Raw genomic sequence first — 16,628 nt, 5'->3', positions numbered from 1 at the left:
GCGGTCGATTGCTCCGAACCTGCCGGCAGAGTTTTTCACCGAACAGCGAAAATCGAGCAACGCCGTTCTTGCGTCTCGCCGCTCAAGACGCCAGCTATGAGACGAACACGTCATCGCCAAGGAGAAACGACATGGCATCCGAAGTCGCAGTGATCGCCGGCGCGGGTGCGGGCCTGAGCGCCTCTTTGGCACGCCTTCTCACCACGGAAGGCTATCGTGTGGTGCTGGCCGCCCGCAACACGGCCAAACTCGCGGCGCTGGTCGGGGAAACCGGCGCGCTGGCCGTCGAAACCGACGTCGCCGATCCGGCCTCCGTCGCCGGCCTGTTTGACGCCGCCGACAAGCAAGGCCCGCTGGCCCTTGCCGTCTTCAATGCCAGCGGCCGCACGCGCGGCCCGATCGCCGAGGTCGATCCCGATGCGGTCAAACAAGCCTTGCTTGTCGGCGCCTATGGCGGCTTCCTGGTCGGCCAGCAAGCGGCGCGGCGGCTGCTTGCGCGCGGCTCCGGTTCGATTCTTTTCACCGGCGCCTCCGCCAGCATCAAGGGCTTTCCCAACTCCGCCGGCTTTGCCATGCCGAAATTCGGCCTGCGCGGTCTGGCTCAGTCGATGGCGCGCGAACTCTTCCCGAAGAACATCCATGTCGCCCATTTCATTATCGACGGCCAGATCGAGCCGGTCGGGACGAAGCCCGAGCGACCGGACAGCCAGCTGTCGCCCGATGCGATCGCGCAGACCTATCTCGCGACCCATCGCCAGCATCGCAGCGCCTGGAGCTTCGAGGTCGAGCTGCGGCCCTTTGTCGAGACATTCTGACCGGTCCGGCGTGACCGTTCTCGCAATTGCGAAATCTTTGAGAGAATATTCCCGGCTTCGTGTTTGAGAAGAAATGCGGTTCTTTGATCCGGCAAGCAGCATTGCCGATGATGTCGTCAAGGCTTGGTATTCCACCTCGCCGCAATGACTTCAGGATTACGAGGGATCGACAATGTCCGAACGCGGAAACGCTTCCAGCTCTCTTCTTTTTTCAGCCATCAGCCGGCGAGCTGCCCTTGCGGCACTTTTTGCCTCGGCCGTCACGCTTGCCGGTCTGGCTCAGCCGACGCCGTCCTTCGCCGAGGACAAGAAGTCTATCAAGGTCGGCATCATCAGCGGCGAGGATGAGGATGTCTGGCGCGTCGTCGTCGCCCAGGCCGCCGAAAAAGGCCTGACCGTCGAGACCGTGGTGTTCAACGACTACACCCAGCCCAACGAGGCGCTCGAGCGCGGCGAGATCGACGCCAACGCCTTCCAGCACCAGCCCTATCTCGACAACCAGATCAAGACCCAAGGGTACCACATCGTGCGCGTCGGCTACACCGGCGTCTGGCCGATCGGCCTCTACTCCAAGAAATACACCAAGGTTGCCGACCTGCCCGAAGGCGCCGTCATCGGCTTGCCCAACGACCCCTCGAATGAGGGCCGCGCGTTGCGCGTTCTGCAGAACGAAGGCGTGATCAAGCTGAAGGACGGCACCGGCATCCTGGCGACCACCGCCGACATTGCCGAGAACCCTAAGAAGGTCGTCATCAAGGAACTGGACGCCGGCATTGTCGGCCGCTCGGTCGAGGATCTCGACGCGGCTGTCGTCAACACCGACTGGGCGCTGAAGAGCGGTCTCGGCCCGGACAACCGCATCGCCCAGGAGCCAGTGGCCGACAACCCCTACCGCAACTTCATCGCCGTGAAATCCGGCAACGAGAACGAGGCGTGGGTGAAGACGCTGGTCGCGTCCTACCAGAACGAGGCGGTCAAGGCCGAGTTCGACAAGGTCTACAAGGGCACCGGGATCAGCGCCTATTGATTGGCGCCTGGTTGTCAGGAGCAGGCGGCCCGCTGTTGAGCGGGCCGCTGTCGCATTTGTCGAGCGTTGAAACGGACAGTGAGATGAACCAGCACGTCACGGCCGAGGCATCCGGTCCGGTCAATATATCGGCCGGGCAAGAAGATGTCGTACGCCTCGTCGACCTCAAGCGCCGCTTTGGCGCGACGCCTGCGCTCGACGGCGTCTCGCTGACGGTGAAGAAGGGCGAGATCCTCGGCATCATCGGCCGCAGCGGAGCCGGCAAGTCGACGCTGATCCGCTGCCTCAACGGGCTGGAGCGGCCGGACTCCGGCGACGTCTTCATCGAGGGCCGCGAGATCGGCCGGCTCGGCGAGCGTGAATTGCAGCCGCTGCGGCGTCGCATCGGCATGATCTTCCAGCACTTCAATCTGCTGTCGGCCAAGACCGTGGAGGACAATGTCGCGCTGCCGCTGAAGATCGAGGGCCGCCCAAAGGCCGAACGGCTGGCGCGCGCCGCCGAATTGCTCCACCTCGTCGGCCTGTCGGAGAAGGCGAAGGCCTATCCGTCCTCGCTGTCGGGCGGCCAGAAGCAGCGCGTCGGCATCGCCAGGGCGCTGGCCGCGCGGCCAGCGCTGCTGCTGTCCGACGAGGCGACCTCAGCGCTCGATCCGGAGACGACGCGCTCCATCCTGGCCTTGCTGAAAGACATCAACCGGCAGCTCGGCCTGACCATCCTGCTCATCACCCACGAGATGGAGGTGATCCGCTCGATCGCCGACCGCGTCGCGGTGATCGATGCCGGGCGCATCGTCGAGCAAGGCCCGGTGTGGTCGGTCTTTGCCGAGCCGCGTTCCGAAATCACCAGGAGCCTGCTCGGCGGCATCCGCCCGCAACTGCCGGCCGAGATTGCCGGCCGGCTTGCTCCCGGAGGCGGCGCCGAGCTCATCCTCAGGGTCGACGTCGCAGGTGAGGCCGCGCGCGGTCCGCTGCTGTCCGATCTTGCGGTGGCGGTGCCGGGGCCGTTCCGCCTCGTCCATGGTGGCATCGACCATGTCCAGCAGCAGCCGGTCGGCACGCTGTTCCTTGCGGTCGCGGGCAACGATCCGAAACATCTGTCGAAAGTAATCGCATTCCTGAAGGCCCGCGACGCACGGGTGGAGGTGCTTGGCCATGTCGCCGGTTCTGTTTGAACTTCTGCTGCGCTCGATCTGGGAGACGGTCCTCATGACGGCGGCATCGGGCCTCATCTCGCTCGTCTTCGGGCTGCCGCTCGGCCTGGCATTGATTGCCACCGAGCGCGGCGGCATTGCCGAAAGCCTGTGGGTGAACCGCGCGCTCGGCGCCGTCATCAACGGCTTCCGCTCGGTGCCTTTCATCATCCTTCTGGTGGCGCTGATCCCGGTGACGCGGCTGATCGTCGGCACCTCGATCGGCACCTGGGCGGCGATCGTGCCGTTGTCGATTGCGGCGACGCCTTACTATGCCCGCATCGCCGAAGTGTCGCTGCGCGAGGTCGATCGCGGCCTGATCGAGGCGGCGCGCGCCATGGGCGGCAACCGCTGGACGATCATCCGCGAGGTGCTGGTGCCCGAAGCATTGCCCGGCATCGTCGCCGGTTTCACGGTGACGCTGGTAACGCTGATCGGTGCCTCGGCCATGGCCGGCGCCATCGGTGCCGGCGGGCTTGGCGACCTCGCCATCCGCTATGGCTACCAGCGTTTTGAGACCAGCGTCATGGTCGCCGTGGTCATTGTGCTGATCATCCTCGTTTGCGGCATCCAGTGGGTCGGTGACCGGCTGGTCGCCAGGCTGGACCGGCGCGGATGAGCGCCACGAACGTTATTTGCCGGCAGGCTGCCAAACGCAGCGCCGGCTTTCTCTATCGGCGCCGAGATTGGATTGCGCGTTGCTTTGATCGGACCGGCCTGCGTGCCACCGTGACAGCGGAACAAGGAGCTTGACCATGCCCAGGATCGTACCCGTGCTTGATCTCGGCCGTCTCGAACAGGGCGCTTCCGAGCGGCGAACGTTTCTCTTCGACCTGCGCACGGCCGCGCGCGATGTCGGCTTCTTCTATTTGACCGGCCACGGCATATCGGCTGCGGATACCGCAGAAGTGCTCGACGCCTCGCGCCGGTTCTTTGCCTTGCCGGAAGCCGACAAACTGGCGATCGAAATGGTGAAGTCCTCGCAGTTCCGCGGCTATACGCGCGCCGGCGGCGAGCTGACCAAAGGCAAGGCCGACTGGCGCGAACAGCTCGACATCGGCGTCGAACGCCCGGCCATCGAACAAGGCCCCGGCGTGCCCGCCTGGACGCGGCTGCAAGGGCCCAACCAGTGGCCGGCCACGCTGCCCGAGCTGAAGCCGGCGCTACTCGCATGGCAGGCCAAGGCGACGGCGGTGGCGATCCGGCTGCTCCGGGCCTTCGCTTTGTCGCTCGATCAGGCCGAGGACGCCTTCGATCCCGTCTACCGGGCCGAGCCCAACCATCGCATGAAGATCGTGCGCTACCCCGGCCGCGACGCCACCGGCGACAACCAGGGCGTCGGCGCGCACAAGGATGGCGGTTTCCTGACGCTTCTGTTGCAGGACGAGAGCAAGGGGCTGCAGGTCGAATATGACGGTGCCTGGGTCGACGTCGATCCGCTGCCCGACACGCTGGTGGTCAACATCGGCGAACTGCTCGAACTGGCGTCGAACGGCTATCTCCGGGCGACAGTCCACCGTGTGGTGACACCGCCGGCCGGCGTCGAGCGCGTCTCGGTCCCGTTCTTCTTCAGCGCCCGGCTCGACGCCACGATTCCGCTGCTCGACCTGCCCGAGGAACTGGCGGCCGAGGCGCGGGGCCCGGCCAGCGATCCCGACAATCCGCTGTTTCGCAATGTCGGCACCAATGTGCTGAAGAGCCGCCTGCGCTCGCATCCCGACGTGGCGCGCCGGCACTACGCCGATCTCCTGGAAACCGGCGCCTCACCGGCTGAAATCTTTCAAAACGAGATCGAAATTTCCGAATCTCGCGTTGTTTTAGAAAGCCGTTCGTCGCCATCTGCCGCGAATACGCGCATATAGGAATTATCGTTCGGCGGTTTCCTCCCATTCCACCGAGCGGTGTTCCCCTCTGAAGGTTCTTGACCTTCTATTGGCCGGGCCGCTTTCGCGCCCGGCCTTTTTTATGTCAATAGCTCTTCTTTCTTCCCCACAAGGGGAGAAGGAAGAGGCGCCAGGGACTTCACCCAAACTTCGGATCAAGGCTGCCCGACTTGTACCGCTTGGCCATCTCAGCTACCGGCAGCGGCTTGATCTTCTGGGCATTGCCGGCGGTGCCGAACTGCTCGAAGCGCTGCTTGCACAGCTTGCGCATCGCCGCCATCGCCGGCGTCAGATATTTGCGCGGATCGAACTCGCTCGGGTTTTCGGTCAGCACCTTGCGGATGGCGCCGGTCAGCGCCATGCGGTTGTCGGTGTCGATGTTGATCTTGCGCACGCCGTGCTTGATGCCGCGCTGGATCTCTTCCACCGGCACGCCCCAGGTCGGCTTCATCTGGCCGCCATATCTATTGATGATCTCCTGCAGGTCCTCGGGCACCGAGGACGAGCCGTGCATGACCAGATGCATGTTGGGCAGGCGGCGGTGGATTTCCTCGATGACATTCATCGCCAGCACCGCGCCGTCCGGCTTGCGCGAGAATTTGTAGGCGCCGTGGCTGGTGCCCATGGCGACAGCCAGCGCATCGACATGGGTGTCCTTGACGAATTCGACCGCCTGCACTGGGTCGGTCAAGAGCTGGTCGTGGCTGATGGCGCCTTCGACGCCGTGGCCGTCTTCCTGCTCGCCGCCGCCGCTCTCAAGCGAACCGAGCACACCGATCTCGCCTTCCACCGACACGCCGCCCCAATGCGCCATGTCGACGACGCGCCGGGTGATTCCGGAATTGTAGGCATAGTCGGCCGGCGTCTTGCCGTCCTCTTTCAGCGAGCCGTCCATCATCACCGAGGTGAAGCCGTACTGGATGGCGGTGACGCAGGTGGCTTCGTTGTTGCCATGGTCGAGATGCATGCAGACCGGGATGTCGGGGTGGATTTCGACCAGCGCGTCGATCAGCTTGGCCAGCACCACATCATTGGCGTAGGCGCGGGCGCCGCGGCTTGCCTGCAGGATGACCGGCGACTTGGTCTCCTCGGCCGCCTCCATGATGGCGAGGCCCTGTTCCATATTGTTCATGTTGAAAGCGGGTACGCCGTAGCCGTACTCGGCGGCGTGGTCGAGCAATTGTCTCAGTGTTATGCGAGCCACCCAATAGTCTCCCGTATCTGGTTTCAAGCGCAACGTCGCGGGCCGGCCGATTGCCGGCCTAGATGCTTCTGGCCGGATTTCGCCAGAACCGCAACCGTCAGCGGCCATCGAGGCCGCAATTCTTGTTGCAGGGCTGAAATCCGGTAGCCAGCCGGTGAGGCGCTAATCTCCCCCATTGAGGGGGAGATGGCCGGCAGGTCAGAGGGGGTCGGTTCGACTGGAGCGCTAGCATCATCTGTCGGTGCTGGGAGGTCGCGTCAGGACGCGCCGACCCCCTCTGTCGCCTTTGGCGACATCTCCCCCTCAAGGGGGGAGATTATCCGCGTTCGGGGAACATCGTCTTCAAGCCTTCGCGCGAAGCCTTGGCCACACCGCGCTCGGTGATCAGCCCCGTCACCAGCCGTGCCGGCGTCACATCGAACGCCGGATTGGCCGCCGGCGTCGCTTCGGGCGAAACCCGAACCTGCGCGATCTTGCCGTCCGCCGTCTTGCCCCAGACCAGCGACACCTCGTCACCGGAGCGTTCCTCGATCGGGATTTCGGTGAGGCCATCACCCACCGTCCAGTCGATGGTCGGCGAGGGCAGAGCGACGTAGAAGGGCACCTCATTATCGGAGGCGGCGAGCGCCTTGAGATAGGTGCCGATCTTGTTGCAGACGTCGCCATTGGCCGTGGTGCGGTCGGTGCCCACGATCACCATGTCGACCGCGCCACGCTGCATCAGATGGCCGCCGGCATTGTCGACGATCAGCGTGTGCGGCACGCCGTGGCCGGCCATCTCCCAGGCGGTCAGCTGGGCGCCCTGGTTGCGCGGGCGCGTCTCGTCGACATAGACATGGACCGGAATGCCGGCCTCGACGGCGAGATAGATCGGCGACGTGGCGGTGCCGTAATCGACCGTCGCCAGCCAACCGGCGTTGCAGTGGGTGAGGATGTTGACCGGCTCGCCCGGCTTCTTGCGTGCCGCGATCTCCTTGATGATGGCAAGCCCGTTCTCGCCGATGGCGCGATTGAGATCGACATCCTCGTCGGCGATTTCGGCAGCGCGCTTATAGGCCGCCTCCGCGCGCTGTCCCAATACGATCGGCCTTAGGAACCGCCGCATTTCGTCCAGCGCCCAGCGTAGATTGATCGCAGTCGGCCGCGTCTTGTGCAGTGTCTCCCAGACCGCGTCGAGCGCTTCGTCAGACGGATCGTCCGCCATCTGGATGGCGACGCCGTAGGCCGCGGTGACGCCGATCAGCGGCGCGCCACGAACCCACATGTCACGGATCGCGGTGGCGATGCCGGCAACGCTCCCGATCGTCTCGACCCGGAACTCGTGCGGCAGCCAGCGCTGGTCGATGATCTCGACCGAACGCTGGTCGTCGCTCAGCCAGATGGTGCGGTAGTGGCGCTCGCCGACGTTCAAATCCTGCTCTCCCGTTCGATCAAAGCGGCCAGATTATTAACCTCGTCCATGCCGTGAATCTGGCGCCGGTTGACGGCGATGTGACGGCCGAATTTCAGCGCCTTGGCCTCGCAGGAGGCCCGCAGATCCTCGTCCTCGATGGTCTCGAAATCGGCATTGTGGGCGAGGCCGAGGATGCGCCGGTGCACCTCGATGCCGGCAAAGCCCAAGAGGTCGGTCCAGATCTGGTGCAGCACATGGTCGAGCGCCTGCTCCGAGGCGAGAATGTCGCCCTGATCCTCGAACAGGCTCTTCTGGTAAAGCATGCCGGTGCGCTCGGTGCGCCATAGATGCGAGAACTCGGCGCGGAACACCGTCCAGGTGTCGTTGGTCACCCCGAGCAGATAGGCACGCATGGCGTCACGCTTGCCCTTCTGTTCATGGCCGCGCTGCGAGAAGTAGGACATCCAGAAATTGGCGAGCAGCATGCCGACGTCGAAGGCCATCGGACCGTAGAAGGCGAATTCCGGATCGATCATCCGCGTCTCGGTGTCGGTGACCATGATCGAGCCCGAATGCAGGTCGCCATGCAGCAGCGTCTCGGCCTTGGCGGCGAAGATATGCTTCAGCCGCTGCGCTTCGACCTTGAGGTCGCGGTCGGCACGCAGTTCGGCAACCAGGCCGTCCAGTTGCGGCGACGTATGCCGGTTCAGCTTGGCATCGAAATATGGGTCGGAAAACACCAGGTCTTCGGTGATGCCGCAGAGCTCGACATTGTCGGCAAACAGCGCCAGGTCGGCCTTGCGGTCCTTGGTGGGCATGGAGAGATCAGAGCCGCGGAACAAAGTGCGGGCCATGAACAGGCCGATGTCGCGGGCGATATTTGGCAACTCGCGGCCGTCGATCAGGGCACGGCGCAGGATGATGTGCGGCGGCGCCAGATATTCCATGATGATCAGCGCCTGGGCTTCGTCGAAATGGAGGATCGCCGGCACCGAGCCCGGCGCGCGCGCCTCTTGCCGCGTCAGCGCGTGATACTCGAAGAAGGAGCGTTTGAGCGGCAACGGCCAGCTGTCGCCGACGAGGCGAACATAGGGCAGGGCCTGCTTGACCACGGCCGCACCCGAGCCGCCTTCGACGATGAAGACGAGGTTCAGATTGCCGTCGCCGACCTCGCGCACCTTCCAAGGGCCCTTGCCGATTTTGGCGCACAGCGCTTCGTTCGTACCGAGGCGCGTTGCAAGCGTCTCCACCGACAGTGCTTCAAACGGCAATTTCGCAGTCATTCCTCACCCTCCCGCTTGCTCGCTCCAATCATAGTGGAGCGATGGCGGTGAGGCCAAGCTAGGAAGCTGACTGGCAATTGTCAATCGAGTTGACAATTGATCACGTAGCCCATAGCGTCAACGTTAGGGAGGAACGAATGGGCAATGATGCCGTGTTCCGCGTGGACGGGCTGAGGAAATCCTTCGGCCATATCGAGGTGCTTGGCGGCGTCTCGCTCGAATTGCATGCCGGTGAGATCACTGTGCTGATGGGCGCCAACGGCGCCGGCAAGTCCACCCTCGTCAAAATCATCAGCGGCGTCTACGACCATGACGGCGGCATCATGCACCTCGCTGGCGGCAACTTTGCGCCGAACACGCCGGCAGAGGCGATCCGCGCCGGTGTCGTTACCGTGCACCAAAACATCAATGACGGCGTCGTCGCCGATCTCGATGTCGCCACCAATCTGACGCTCGACCGGCTGAGCGGCAAGGGCGCGCCGCTGCTGTTCAACCCCGGCCGGGTGCGCCGCGAAGCCAAAGCGGTGGCCGACCGCATGGGGCTCGCCATCGACCTCAAGGCCCGCATCAGCGACCTGTCGCTGGCCGATCGCCAGATGGTGGCCATCGCGCGCGCCATGGCGCACCAGCCGAAAGTGCTGATCCTCGACGAGCCGACCTCGTCGCTGTCCAGCGCCGAGGCCGACCGGCTGTTTGCGCTGCTCGACCGCTTGCGCGAGCAGGGCGTCGCCATCCTCTACATCTCGCATCGCATGTCGGATATCAGGCGGCTGGCCGACCGCATCGTCTCGATGCGCGATGGCGTCATCTCAGGCGTCTTCGACAGCAAGCCTCTCGACTATGAGGGTGCCGTTAACGCCATGCTCGGCCGCAAGATCCATCTTGACCGCATCGAAGCCAGGAGTTCTGCCAAGCCGATCCTGACCGTCGATTCCTTGCGCATCGCCCCTGGTGCCCGGCCATTCTCGCTGACGCTCGGCGACGGCGAGGTCGTTGCCATCACCGGCCTCGTCGGCGTCGGCAAGACAGCGCTCGCCGAGACGCTGTTCGGCCTGCGCAAGCCGCTGTCCGGCACGATGACTTTATATGGCAAGCCCTATGCGCCTGGGTCGACGGGCGAAGCCATCGCCGCCGGCGTGTTTCTGGTCGCCAAGGACCGTGCCGAAAACGGCATCGTCGGCGGCTTCAACATCCAGGAAAACATCAGTCTGCCCTTCCACAAGCGCATGTCGCGCTTTTCAGTTCTCAAACGCGGCCTTGAACGCACTATTGCCCGCCGGCAGATCGAGGATCTCGGCATCGTCTGCCGCTCGGAGAAGGACGAGATGACCACTCTCTCGGGCGGCAACCAGCAGAAGGTGATGGTGGCCCGCTGGATGGCGCAGGACGCCCGATTGTTCATTCTCGACGAACCGTTCCAGGGCGTCGATATCTCCGCCAGGCGCGACATCGCCGCCAAGCTGAGGGCCAGCGCCAATGGCCGCGCCACGCTGCTGTTCGTCACCGAACTCGACGAGGCACTGGAGACGGCCGATCGCATATTGGTGATGTCCGAGCAGACCATCGTCGGCGAACACCGCAACGCCGATGTCGATCTCGACCGTCTGCTGGCCGAAGTCGCGGGCGGGCCGTTGCACAGTGCGGCCTGAGCCACGATGATTGAAGAACTGAGGGTTGGAATGGAGTGCACGGGTTTGAGTTGGGTATTGACGGCGGGCGCTGAATGACGCTGCGCGATTACGCCATCCGCTATGGGTTCATCGTGCTTCTGTTCGGGCTGATCGCGTATTTCGCCATCGCCGCCGACGGGTTCGTCTCGCCGCAAAGTGCCGTCTTCATTTTCCAGTCGGTCGCCATCACCGGCGTGCTGGCGCTGGGCGTCACCGCCACACTGGTTGTCGGCGGCTTCGATCTCTCGATCGGCTCGGTTGCCACATCGGCCATGATGGCGGCTGCCTATGTCATGGTGGTGCTGGAGCAGAACGTTGTCGTCGCTGTCCTCATCTGCCTGCTCATCGGCGCCCTTGTCGGCCTCATCAATGGCTGGCTGATCGTCTATATGCGCGTGCCCGATCTGCTGGCGACGCTCGGCATGATGTTCCTGCTCGTCGGCCTCCAGCGCATCCCGACTGAAGGACGCTCCATCGCCACCGGTATGACAATGCCGGACGGCTCGGTCGCCAACGGCAAATTCTCCGACGCCTTCCTGGCGCTCGGCCGCCACCGCTTCGACTTCTTCATCCCGAACCTCATTCCGGTCTCGGTGGTCGTGCTGATCGTGCTCGCCGTGCTGATCTGGTTCTTCCTCGAATACACACGCTTCGGCCGCATGATGTATGCGGTGGGCAGCAATGAACGGGCCGCCGAACTCGCCGGCGCGCCTGTCAAGGCATACAAAATCTGGGCCTACGTCATTTCAGGAGTTTTTGCCTCGATCGGCGGGATTTTGCTGGCCGCACGGCTTGGACGCGGTGACATCGCGTCGGGTAATAATCTGCTGCTCGATGCGGTTGCCGCGGCGCTGATCGGCTACGCGGTGCTCGGCGCCGCCAAGCCGAACGCCTTCGGCACCGCCATCGGCGCGCTGTTCGTCGGCATCCTGCTGCAAGGCCTGACGATGATGAACGCGCCTTACTACACGCAGGATTTCGTCAAGGGCGTGGTTCTCGTCGTCGCCCTTGTCTTTACCTTCGCCCTTTCCGGCCGGGGCAGGAGATAGAATGGCTGCCGGGACAGTTTTGGGTTCAACAAACGGAGGAAAGAACGTGAACATCACAAGACGACTTTTGGGGAAGGTCGCGCTCGGATTGGCCGGCGCAACAATGCTGATGCAGGTCCCGGCCTTTGCCGCCGACAAGCCGGCGCCGTTCGACAAGCCCGGCGTCAAGATCGCGCTGGTGCGCTATCTCTCGACCGGCGATTTCTTCCAGGCCTATCTCTCGGGCGTCGAGTCCCAGTCCAAGGCGCTCGGCATCGATCTGCGCGTGCTCGACAGCCGCCAGGACGCCGCCCTTCAATCCGACATGGTCGACCAGGCCATCGCACTCGGCGTGCAGGGCATCATCATCCAGCACGGGCTGACGGAAGCGATGAAGGACGCCGCCCAGCGCGCGGTCGATGCCGGCATCAAGGTCGTCGCCTTCGACGTCAATGTCGAAAACCCCAAGATCCCGCAGATCGAACAGTCCGACAAGGACCTTGCGCGCCTGGCGCTCGAGCAGGCGGTCAAGGACAATGGCGAGAGCTGGAACGCCGGCTATGTCTATGTCGCCGGCATCGCGCCGCTCGACCGCCGCAACGAGACCTGGGTCGACGTGAAGAAGAAACATGCCGGCATCAAGGAAGTCGCGATGTTCGGCACGCTCGACAACCCGATCGCCAACTCGGTCGCCAACCAGGCGCGCTCGGTGCTGCAGGCGCATCCCGACATCAATGTGATGTTCGCGCCCTATGACGAGTTCGCCAAGGGTGTGAAGATCGCCGTCGACGAGGCGGGGCTGAACAAGAAGATCAAGATCTACTCCGCCGACATCTCTACCTCGGACATCGCGGCCATGCGCGAGACCGACAGCGCCTGGGCCGCCACCGCCGCCACCAACCCTGCCGTCGTCGGCCAGGTCTCGGTGCGCGCGCTGGCGCAGCTGCTCGCCGGTGAAGATCCCGGCCACAACGTCATCGTGCCGCCGACGCTGATCACCCAGAAGGACCTGATCGACAAGGACATCAAGAACATGGAGGACCTGTCGGCCAAGCTGCCGCAATTCGCCCATGCCGATGTCGCCATGCCGGCCTGGATGCCGAACCCGAACGCGAAGTAGGATCGGACATCTGATAGATGCGAAGGGCGGCATGGGCCGCTCTTTTCATATTGATCGTAAGCCTGCCGGCCTACAACCAATGGTCTGGATCGCGCATCCCGTGGACAATCGCCACAGACACCATCGGGCTGCGGCTCGTAGATGATGATATAACGGCCTTCGACGAGCACGCGGGCCGTTGCGCTTAACTCGGGCCGTGCGCTGCCCATCTTGGGGTGCTGCGCCGCCAGCTCCAGTCTTTCGAAAATGCGCATCACAAGATCTAACAATATCTGTTAGGAATCTGCCCCTGCATCATGACCGCCCGACTCGCACCAGCCACCGCGCCGTCCTCGCCATGCAGGCGTGCGGTACCGGAACACCATATTCGATGGCAGGCAGGTCGTGCGGCGCACCCTTGGCGGGAATCGCCAGCATCCGCCCATGCCCGCCCGGCGCCAGGCAAAGCTGCGTCCCATCAGACGGTGTCGCCAGCGCGCCGTCCTTGAAGTGGCTCAGCTGCCATTGCCCCTCGCGGGTGACGAAGATCAGAACGGCGTCGTATTTTGCCGGATCCAGCGCGGCCATGACATTGGTCGCCGAAAGCAGCGAAACCTCATGCTCCGCGGAGCGCCCGCCGAGGAGCACGCCGATACGAAGTCTTTTCGCTGCCATAGACAACTCCACCAAGGATCAGGGTTGGAGCTCGCATGCGAAACACGAGATGCCCCTTAAACTGTTGAGCAATAAGCAAAGGATTGGAGTGGGATTTTGACCGGCTCAAGCAGTTTTTCAGCACGACGTGCGAAAGCGGCTTTCCGCAAGACCGGGAGGGGGAGCGGTTCGCCGTTTTGGTGAAACGATGAACCGCTCCAGCTCTATCTTCAGCGCAGCGCCGCCGCGATATTGCCGCCATCCACGGTCGTCACATCGGCGGTGGTGCGTTCGGCCAATGCTTGGTGCAGGAAGGCCTGCGCCACGTCTTCTGCCGTCACCTCCTGTCCGAGCAGATTGCCCGACATGTATTCCTTCTCCGACACGCCGCGCGCGCCGGAACGGCTGGCGATCATGGCGTCGGTCAACAGGCCGGAGCGGATGCGGTCGGCGTTGACCGCATTGGAGCGGATGCCGTGCGCGCCGTAGTCGAGCGCATATTGCCGGGACAGGAACAGCGTCGCCGCCTTCGGCACACCATAGGCGCCGAATTTCGGACCCGGGTTGACCGCCTGCTTGGAGGTGTTGAACAACAACACACCGCCGGTGCCCTGTTCCAGCATGATGCGCACCGCGTTCTGCGCCGCCGACTGATGGGCGAAGAAGTTGAGCTCGAAACTCTTGCGCAGCAGGGCATCGTCGAGCTCGCCGATGCGGCCTTCCCAGGCGCCACCGGCGTTGGAGACCAGAATGTCGACGCCGCCATAGACAGCGACAGCTTTGTCGAAGGCGGCGCGCAGCTCGGCCGGGTTGGTGATGTCGGCGCCGACGCTGATCGAATTGTTGCCGGCTGCCTTTGCCGCCTCGGCCGCCCTGGCCGCATCGAGATCGACGACGACGGCATGCGCGCCATTGGCGGCGAACAGTTTTGCCGTCGCAGCACCGATCGCGCCGGCGCCGCCAGTGATCAGCACCACCTGGCCGGTCAGCGGCTTCGGCTTGTTGGAGGCGAGCTTGGCCTGCTCAAGCGACCAGTACTCCAGCGGGAAGAGGTCGGCCTTCGATAGAGGATGGAAGCTGCCGACGGCCTCGGCGCCGCGCACCGCCTCGATCCACATCTCGCCGACATCAGATGCGATCTTCGCATCCTTCAGCGTGCGGCCATGGCCGAACATGCCGAGGCCCGGCACCAGCGTCAGCCGCGGCATCGGGTCGAGCATGGTGCGCTCGACGTCGTCCAGCGCGTCGTTGGTTTCGAAATACGCGCGATAGTCGCTGGCGAAGGCCTCGACATGGCTCTTGATGACGGCCTTGTAGTCGCCGGCCTTGTCGGCGTCTGGCGCCGGAACTGCCATCGGCCCGGTCTTGATGCGGATCGACAGGTCCGGCGTCGACACACCGCGTGCGGCATAGTCGGCGATGCCGGCCGAATTGATGAAATCGACAATGGCATCCGAGGTGCGGAAGTCGCTGATCATGCGATCGAAGCGGCCTTCGCCACGCGATACCGCCACCGCGCCGCGCAGCATGGGCGCGATTGCCGCGGGCGTCGCCAGCTTTGCCGGCAGCGTGACCTTGGCCGGCTGCGGCTTGCCGTGCTTGGCGACATAGTCCTCGGCCACGTTCACATAGTGGATCATCCGGTCGTAAGCCTGCCTGGCATCGTCGCCGAAGGTGAAGATGCCATGCTTGTCGAGGATCAGGCCTTCGACGCTGGGGTCGGCGTCGTAGACATCGGCGGCCACCTTGGCGAGGTCGAAGCCGGGCTTGATATAGGGCACGTATCCCATCTTGTCGCCGAACATGGTCTTGATCAGCGGCTTGCTGTCCGCCTGGTCGACGATGGCGAGGATCGCGGTCGAATGCGTGTGGTCGACGAATTTATGCGGCAGGAAGGCGTGCAGCAGCGTCTCGACCGACGGATTGGGGGAGGCGGGGTCGATGAGGTTCGCCCGCTGCAGCGCCACCATGTCCTCGTCGGCGAGGCTGGCCAGCGCACGCGCCTTCAGCAGCGCGCCGAGCTTGACCGCCGGCAGGCCTTGCGGCTCGATCACACCCATGTCCCAGCCGCTGCCCTTGACGCACAGCACGTCCCATTCGTCGCCGACGAGGTCTATGGCCTTGGTCTTGCAGGAAGTGTTGCCGCCGCCATGCAGCACCAGCCGCGGCTCGCCGCCGAGCAGCCGGGTGGTGTAGACGCGCAACGCGAGGTCGCGGGCCACGCCCTTTTTCGCATAATCGCCCACCAGTCTTTCCGCGTCGTCGTCATTCCAAAGGTTCTTCATGTCGCTATGTCCGCTTTGCTGTCTTTGATGTTGCTGTGAACAGGAGTGCCGCGACGCCTTGATGACAATGCGCCGCTGCAAGGATTTCGTTTTGTCAGGAAGCCTTTTTTGCCCCCGCGCTGGCTCCGGCATATTCGAGCAGCCGCCGCGCCATGCCGGCGCCGACGACCAGATGCGTGCAGAGTCCGCCGGCGAGTGCTGCGAGCAGCGGTTCGAACTTGCTGTCTTCCTGGACCACCATCAGCCGCTTTTCGATCTGGCGCAGTGACGACAGCGAGGCCGAGATGACGCGGCGGTTGTAGCTGCAGTCGAGCGCCTTGCCGGTGGCATCGATGATCTGGCCGGCAACGACTCCGGCGGCGCCCGCTTCTCGCAACAGCCCCATCTCGCCGGGGCTGAGCGCGCCGCATTTGACGACATGGCTGTCGCCATCGACCGTGCCGACCGAATAGAGCGCCAGATCGCAGTTTGCAATATCGGCCAGTTGTTCGCGGATCACCGGTTCGGCGCGCAGCCCATGCGCCAGCAATTCCGTCGTCAGCACCAGCGGCGCGTAGAAATTGAGGCCCTTGGCGTTGAGCCGCCGGGCGATCTCCATCGTGCACTGGTCGGGACGGTAGGAGTAGGGCGCGCCGAGATTGCCGCAGAGCTGCACAACGGTGACGTCCTGCAGGTCGGCATAGGACATGACGTCGGCGATGGTGTAGACGGTGCGGCCCCAGGCGACGCCGATACGGTCGCCCTTCTTGACCAGTTCGAGAAAGACACTCGCCGCCAGCACCGCAACGTCCGTCGAAGGGTCGACGACATAGGCATTCTCCGGCGCGATCCACACCGCATCAAGCTTGAGCGCGTCCTCGAGCTGGCGCGCCAGCATGTCGTCGGTGAACAGTTGCGTCGAGGTCGAGATGTTGACGATGCCGGTCTCGCGCGCCTTGCGCAAATACATGGCGACCGAGGCGCGGGAGATGTTAAGCTGGCTGGCGACCTGGTCCTGGCGCAGGCCATGGGCATAATAGAGCCATGCGGCCTTGTGGATAAGCTGTTCTGCCGGTCGGATCGCCATGCCGTCTCCTCGGCTGACATTATTCACGGCT

Annotated in this window: 13 protein-coding genes and 1 pseudogene; 8 read left to right on the top strand and 6 right to left on the bottom strand. The window is 64.0% G+C overall.

What is annotated here, in order from left to right:
- Window positions 1–131: 131 nt before the first annotated feature.
- The 5 genes from X728_RS165075 (at window position 132) to X728_RS165095 (ending at window position 4,894) form a co-directional block, all read left to right on the top strand.
- Window positions 132–815 carry an SDR family NAD(P)-dependent oxidoreductase gene (locus tag X728_RS165075; RefSeq protein WP_023668581.1) on the top strand — a complete coding sequence of 228 codons (684 nt, stop codon included), beginning with the start codon at window positions 132–134 and terminating at the stop codon, window positions 813–815.
- Window positions 816–987: 172 nt separating this feature from the next.
- Window positions 988–1,842, top strand: a complete 855-nt coding sequence (locus X728_RS165080; RefSeq protein WP_023668580.1) for a MetQ/NlpA family lipoprotein — start codon at window positions 988–990, stop codon at window positions 1,840–1,842.
- A gap of 83 nt (window positions 1,843–1,925) precedes the next feature.
- Window positions 1,926–3,014, top strand: coding sequence for a methionine ABC transporter ATP-binding protein (locus X728_RS165085; RefSeq protein ID WP_023704825.1), 1,089 nt, complete (start codon window positions 1,926–1,928; stop codon window positions 3,012–3,014).
- Window positions 2,995–3,651 carry a methionine ABC transporter permease gene (locus X728_RS165090; protein WP_023668578.1) on the top strand — a complete coding sequence of 219 codons (657 nt, stop codon included), beginning with the start codon at window positions 2,995–2,997 and terminating at the stop codon, window positions 3,649–3,651. The genes X728_RS165085 and X728_RS165090 overlap by 20 nt, the downstream gene beginning before the upstream one ends.
- Window positions 3,652–3,787: 136 nt before the next feature.
- Complete coding sequence (locus X728_RS165095; RefSeq protein ID WP_023701524.1) at window positions 3,788–4,894, top strand: isopenicillin N synthase family oxygenase; 1,107 nt, start codon at window positions 3,788–3,790, stop codon at window positions 4,892–4,894.
- A gap of 160 nt (window positions 4,895–5,054) precedes the next feature.
- Here the strand turns inward: X728_RS165095 and fba are convergent, their stop codons facing one another.
- The 3 genes from fba to mtnK form a co-directional block, all read right to left on the bottom strand.
- Entirely contained in the window at window positions 5,055–6,119 is a 1,065-nt protein-coding gene (fba, locus tag X728_RS165100; RefSeq protein ID WP_023830345.1) for a class II fructose-bisphosphate aldolase, read from the bottom strand.
- Between the two features lie 316 nt (window positions 6,120–6,435).
- On the bottom strand, window positions 6,436–7,530 hold the full coding sequence (gene mtnA / locus X728_RS165105) for an S-methyl-5-thioribose-1-phosphate isomerase (RefSeq protein WP_023830344.1): 1,095 nt from the start codon (window positions 7,528–7,530) through the stop codon (window positions 6,436–6,438).
- Window positions 7,527–8,795 (bottom strand): S-methyl-5-thioribose kinase, encoded by a 1,269-nt coding sequence (mtnK, locus tag X728_RS165110; protein WP_023830343.1) that lies wholly within the window; start codon window positions 8,793–8,795, stop codon window positions 7,527–7,529. Before mtnK ends, mtnA begins: the two co-directional genes overlap by 4 nt.
- A 137-nt stretch (window positions 8,796–8,932) precedes the next feature.
- Between mtnK and X728_RS165115 the strand changes: the two genes are divergently transcribed.
- The 3 genes from X728_RS165115 (at window position 8,933) to X728_RS165125 (ending at window position 12,613) form a co-directional block, all read left to right on the top strand.
- Entirely contained in the window at window positions 8,933–10,444 is a 1,512-nt protein-coding gene (locus X728_RS165115) for a sugar ABC transporter ATP-binding protein (protein ID WP_023830342.1), read from the top strand.
- 74 nt (window positions 10,445–10,518) lie between these two features.
- Entirely contained in the window at window positions 10,519–11,514 is a 996-nt protein-coding gene (locus X728_RS165120; protein WP_023668572.1) for an ABC transporter permease, read from the top strand.
- 46 nt (window positions 11,515–11,560) lie between these two features.
- Window positions 11,561–12,613 (top strand): substrate-binding domain-containing protein, encoded by a 1,053-nt coding sequence (locus tag X728_RS165125; RefSeq protein ID WP_023830341.1) that lies wholly within the window; start codon window positions 11,561–11,563, stop codon window positions 12,611–12,613.
- 307 nt (window positions 12,614–12,920) lie between these two features.
- Here the strand turns inward: X728_RS165125 and X728_RS165130 are convergent.
- From X728_RS165130 to X728_RS165140, 3 genes and pseudogenes are all read right to left on the bottom strand, one after another.
- A pseudogene (locus X728_RS165130) lies at window positions 12,921–13,273 on the bottom strand (D-alanine--D-alanine ligase A); the annotation flags it as partial.
- A gap of 203 nt (window positions 13,274–13,476) precedes the next feature.
- Window positions 13,477–15,531 (bottom strand): bifunctional aldolase/short-chain dehydrogenase, encoded by a 2,055-nt coding sequence (locus tag X728_RS165135; protein ID WP_023830339.1) that lies wholly within the window; start codon window positions 15,529–15,531, stop codon window positions 13,477–13,479.
- A gap of 94 nt (window positions 15,532–15,625) precedes the next feature.
- The gene (locus tag X728_RS165140; protein WP_023830338.1) at window positions 15,626–16,597 is read right to left on the bottom strand and encodes a sugar-binding transcriptional regulator; all 972 of its coding nucleotides are present in this window, start codon (window positions 16,595–16,597) and stop codon (window positions 15,626–15,628) included.
- Window positions 16,598–16,628: the final 31 nt, after the last annotated feature.

This window comes from Mesorhizobium sp. L103C119B0 (assembly GCF_000502235.1).
Classification (GTDB): domain Bacteria; phylum Pseudomonadota; class Alphaproteobacteria; order Rhizobiales; family Rhizobiaceae; genus Mesorhizobium.
This window is presented reverse-complemented; position numbering and strand designations above follow the sequence as displayed.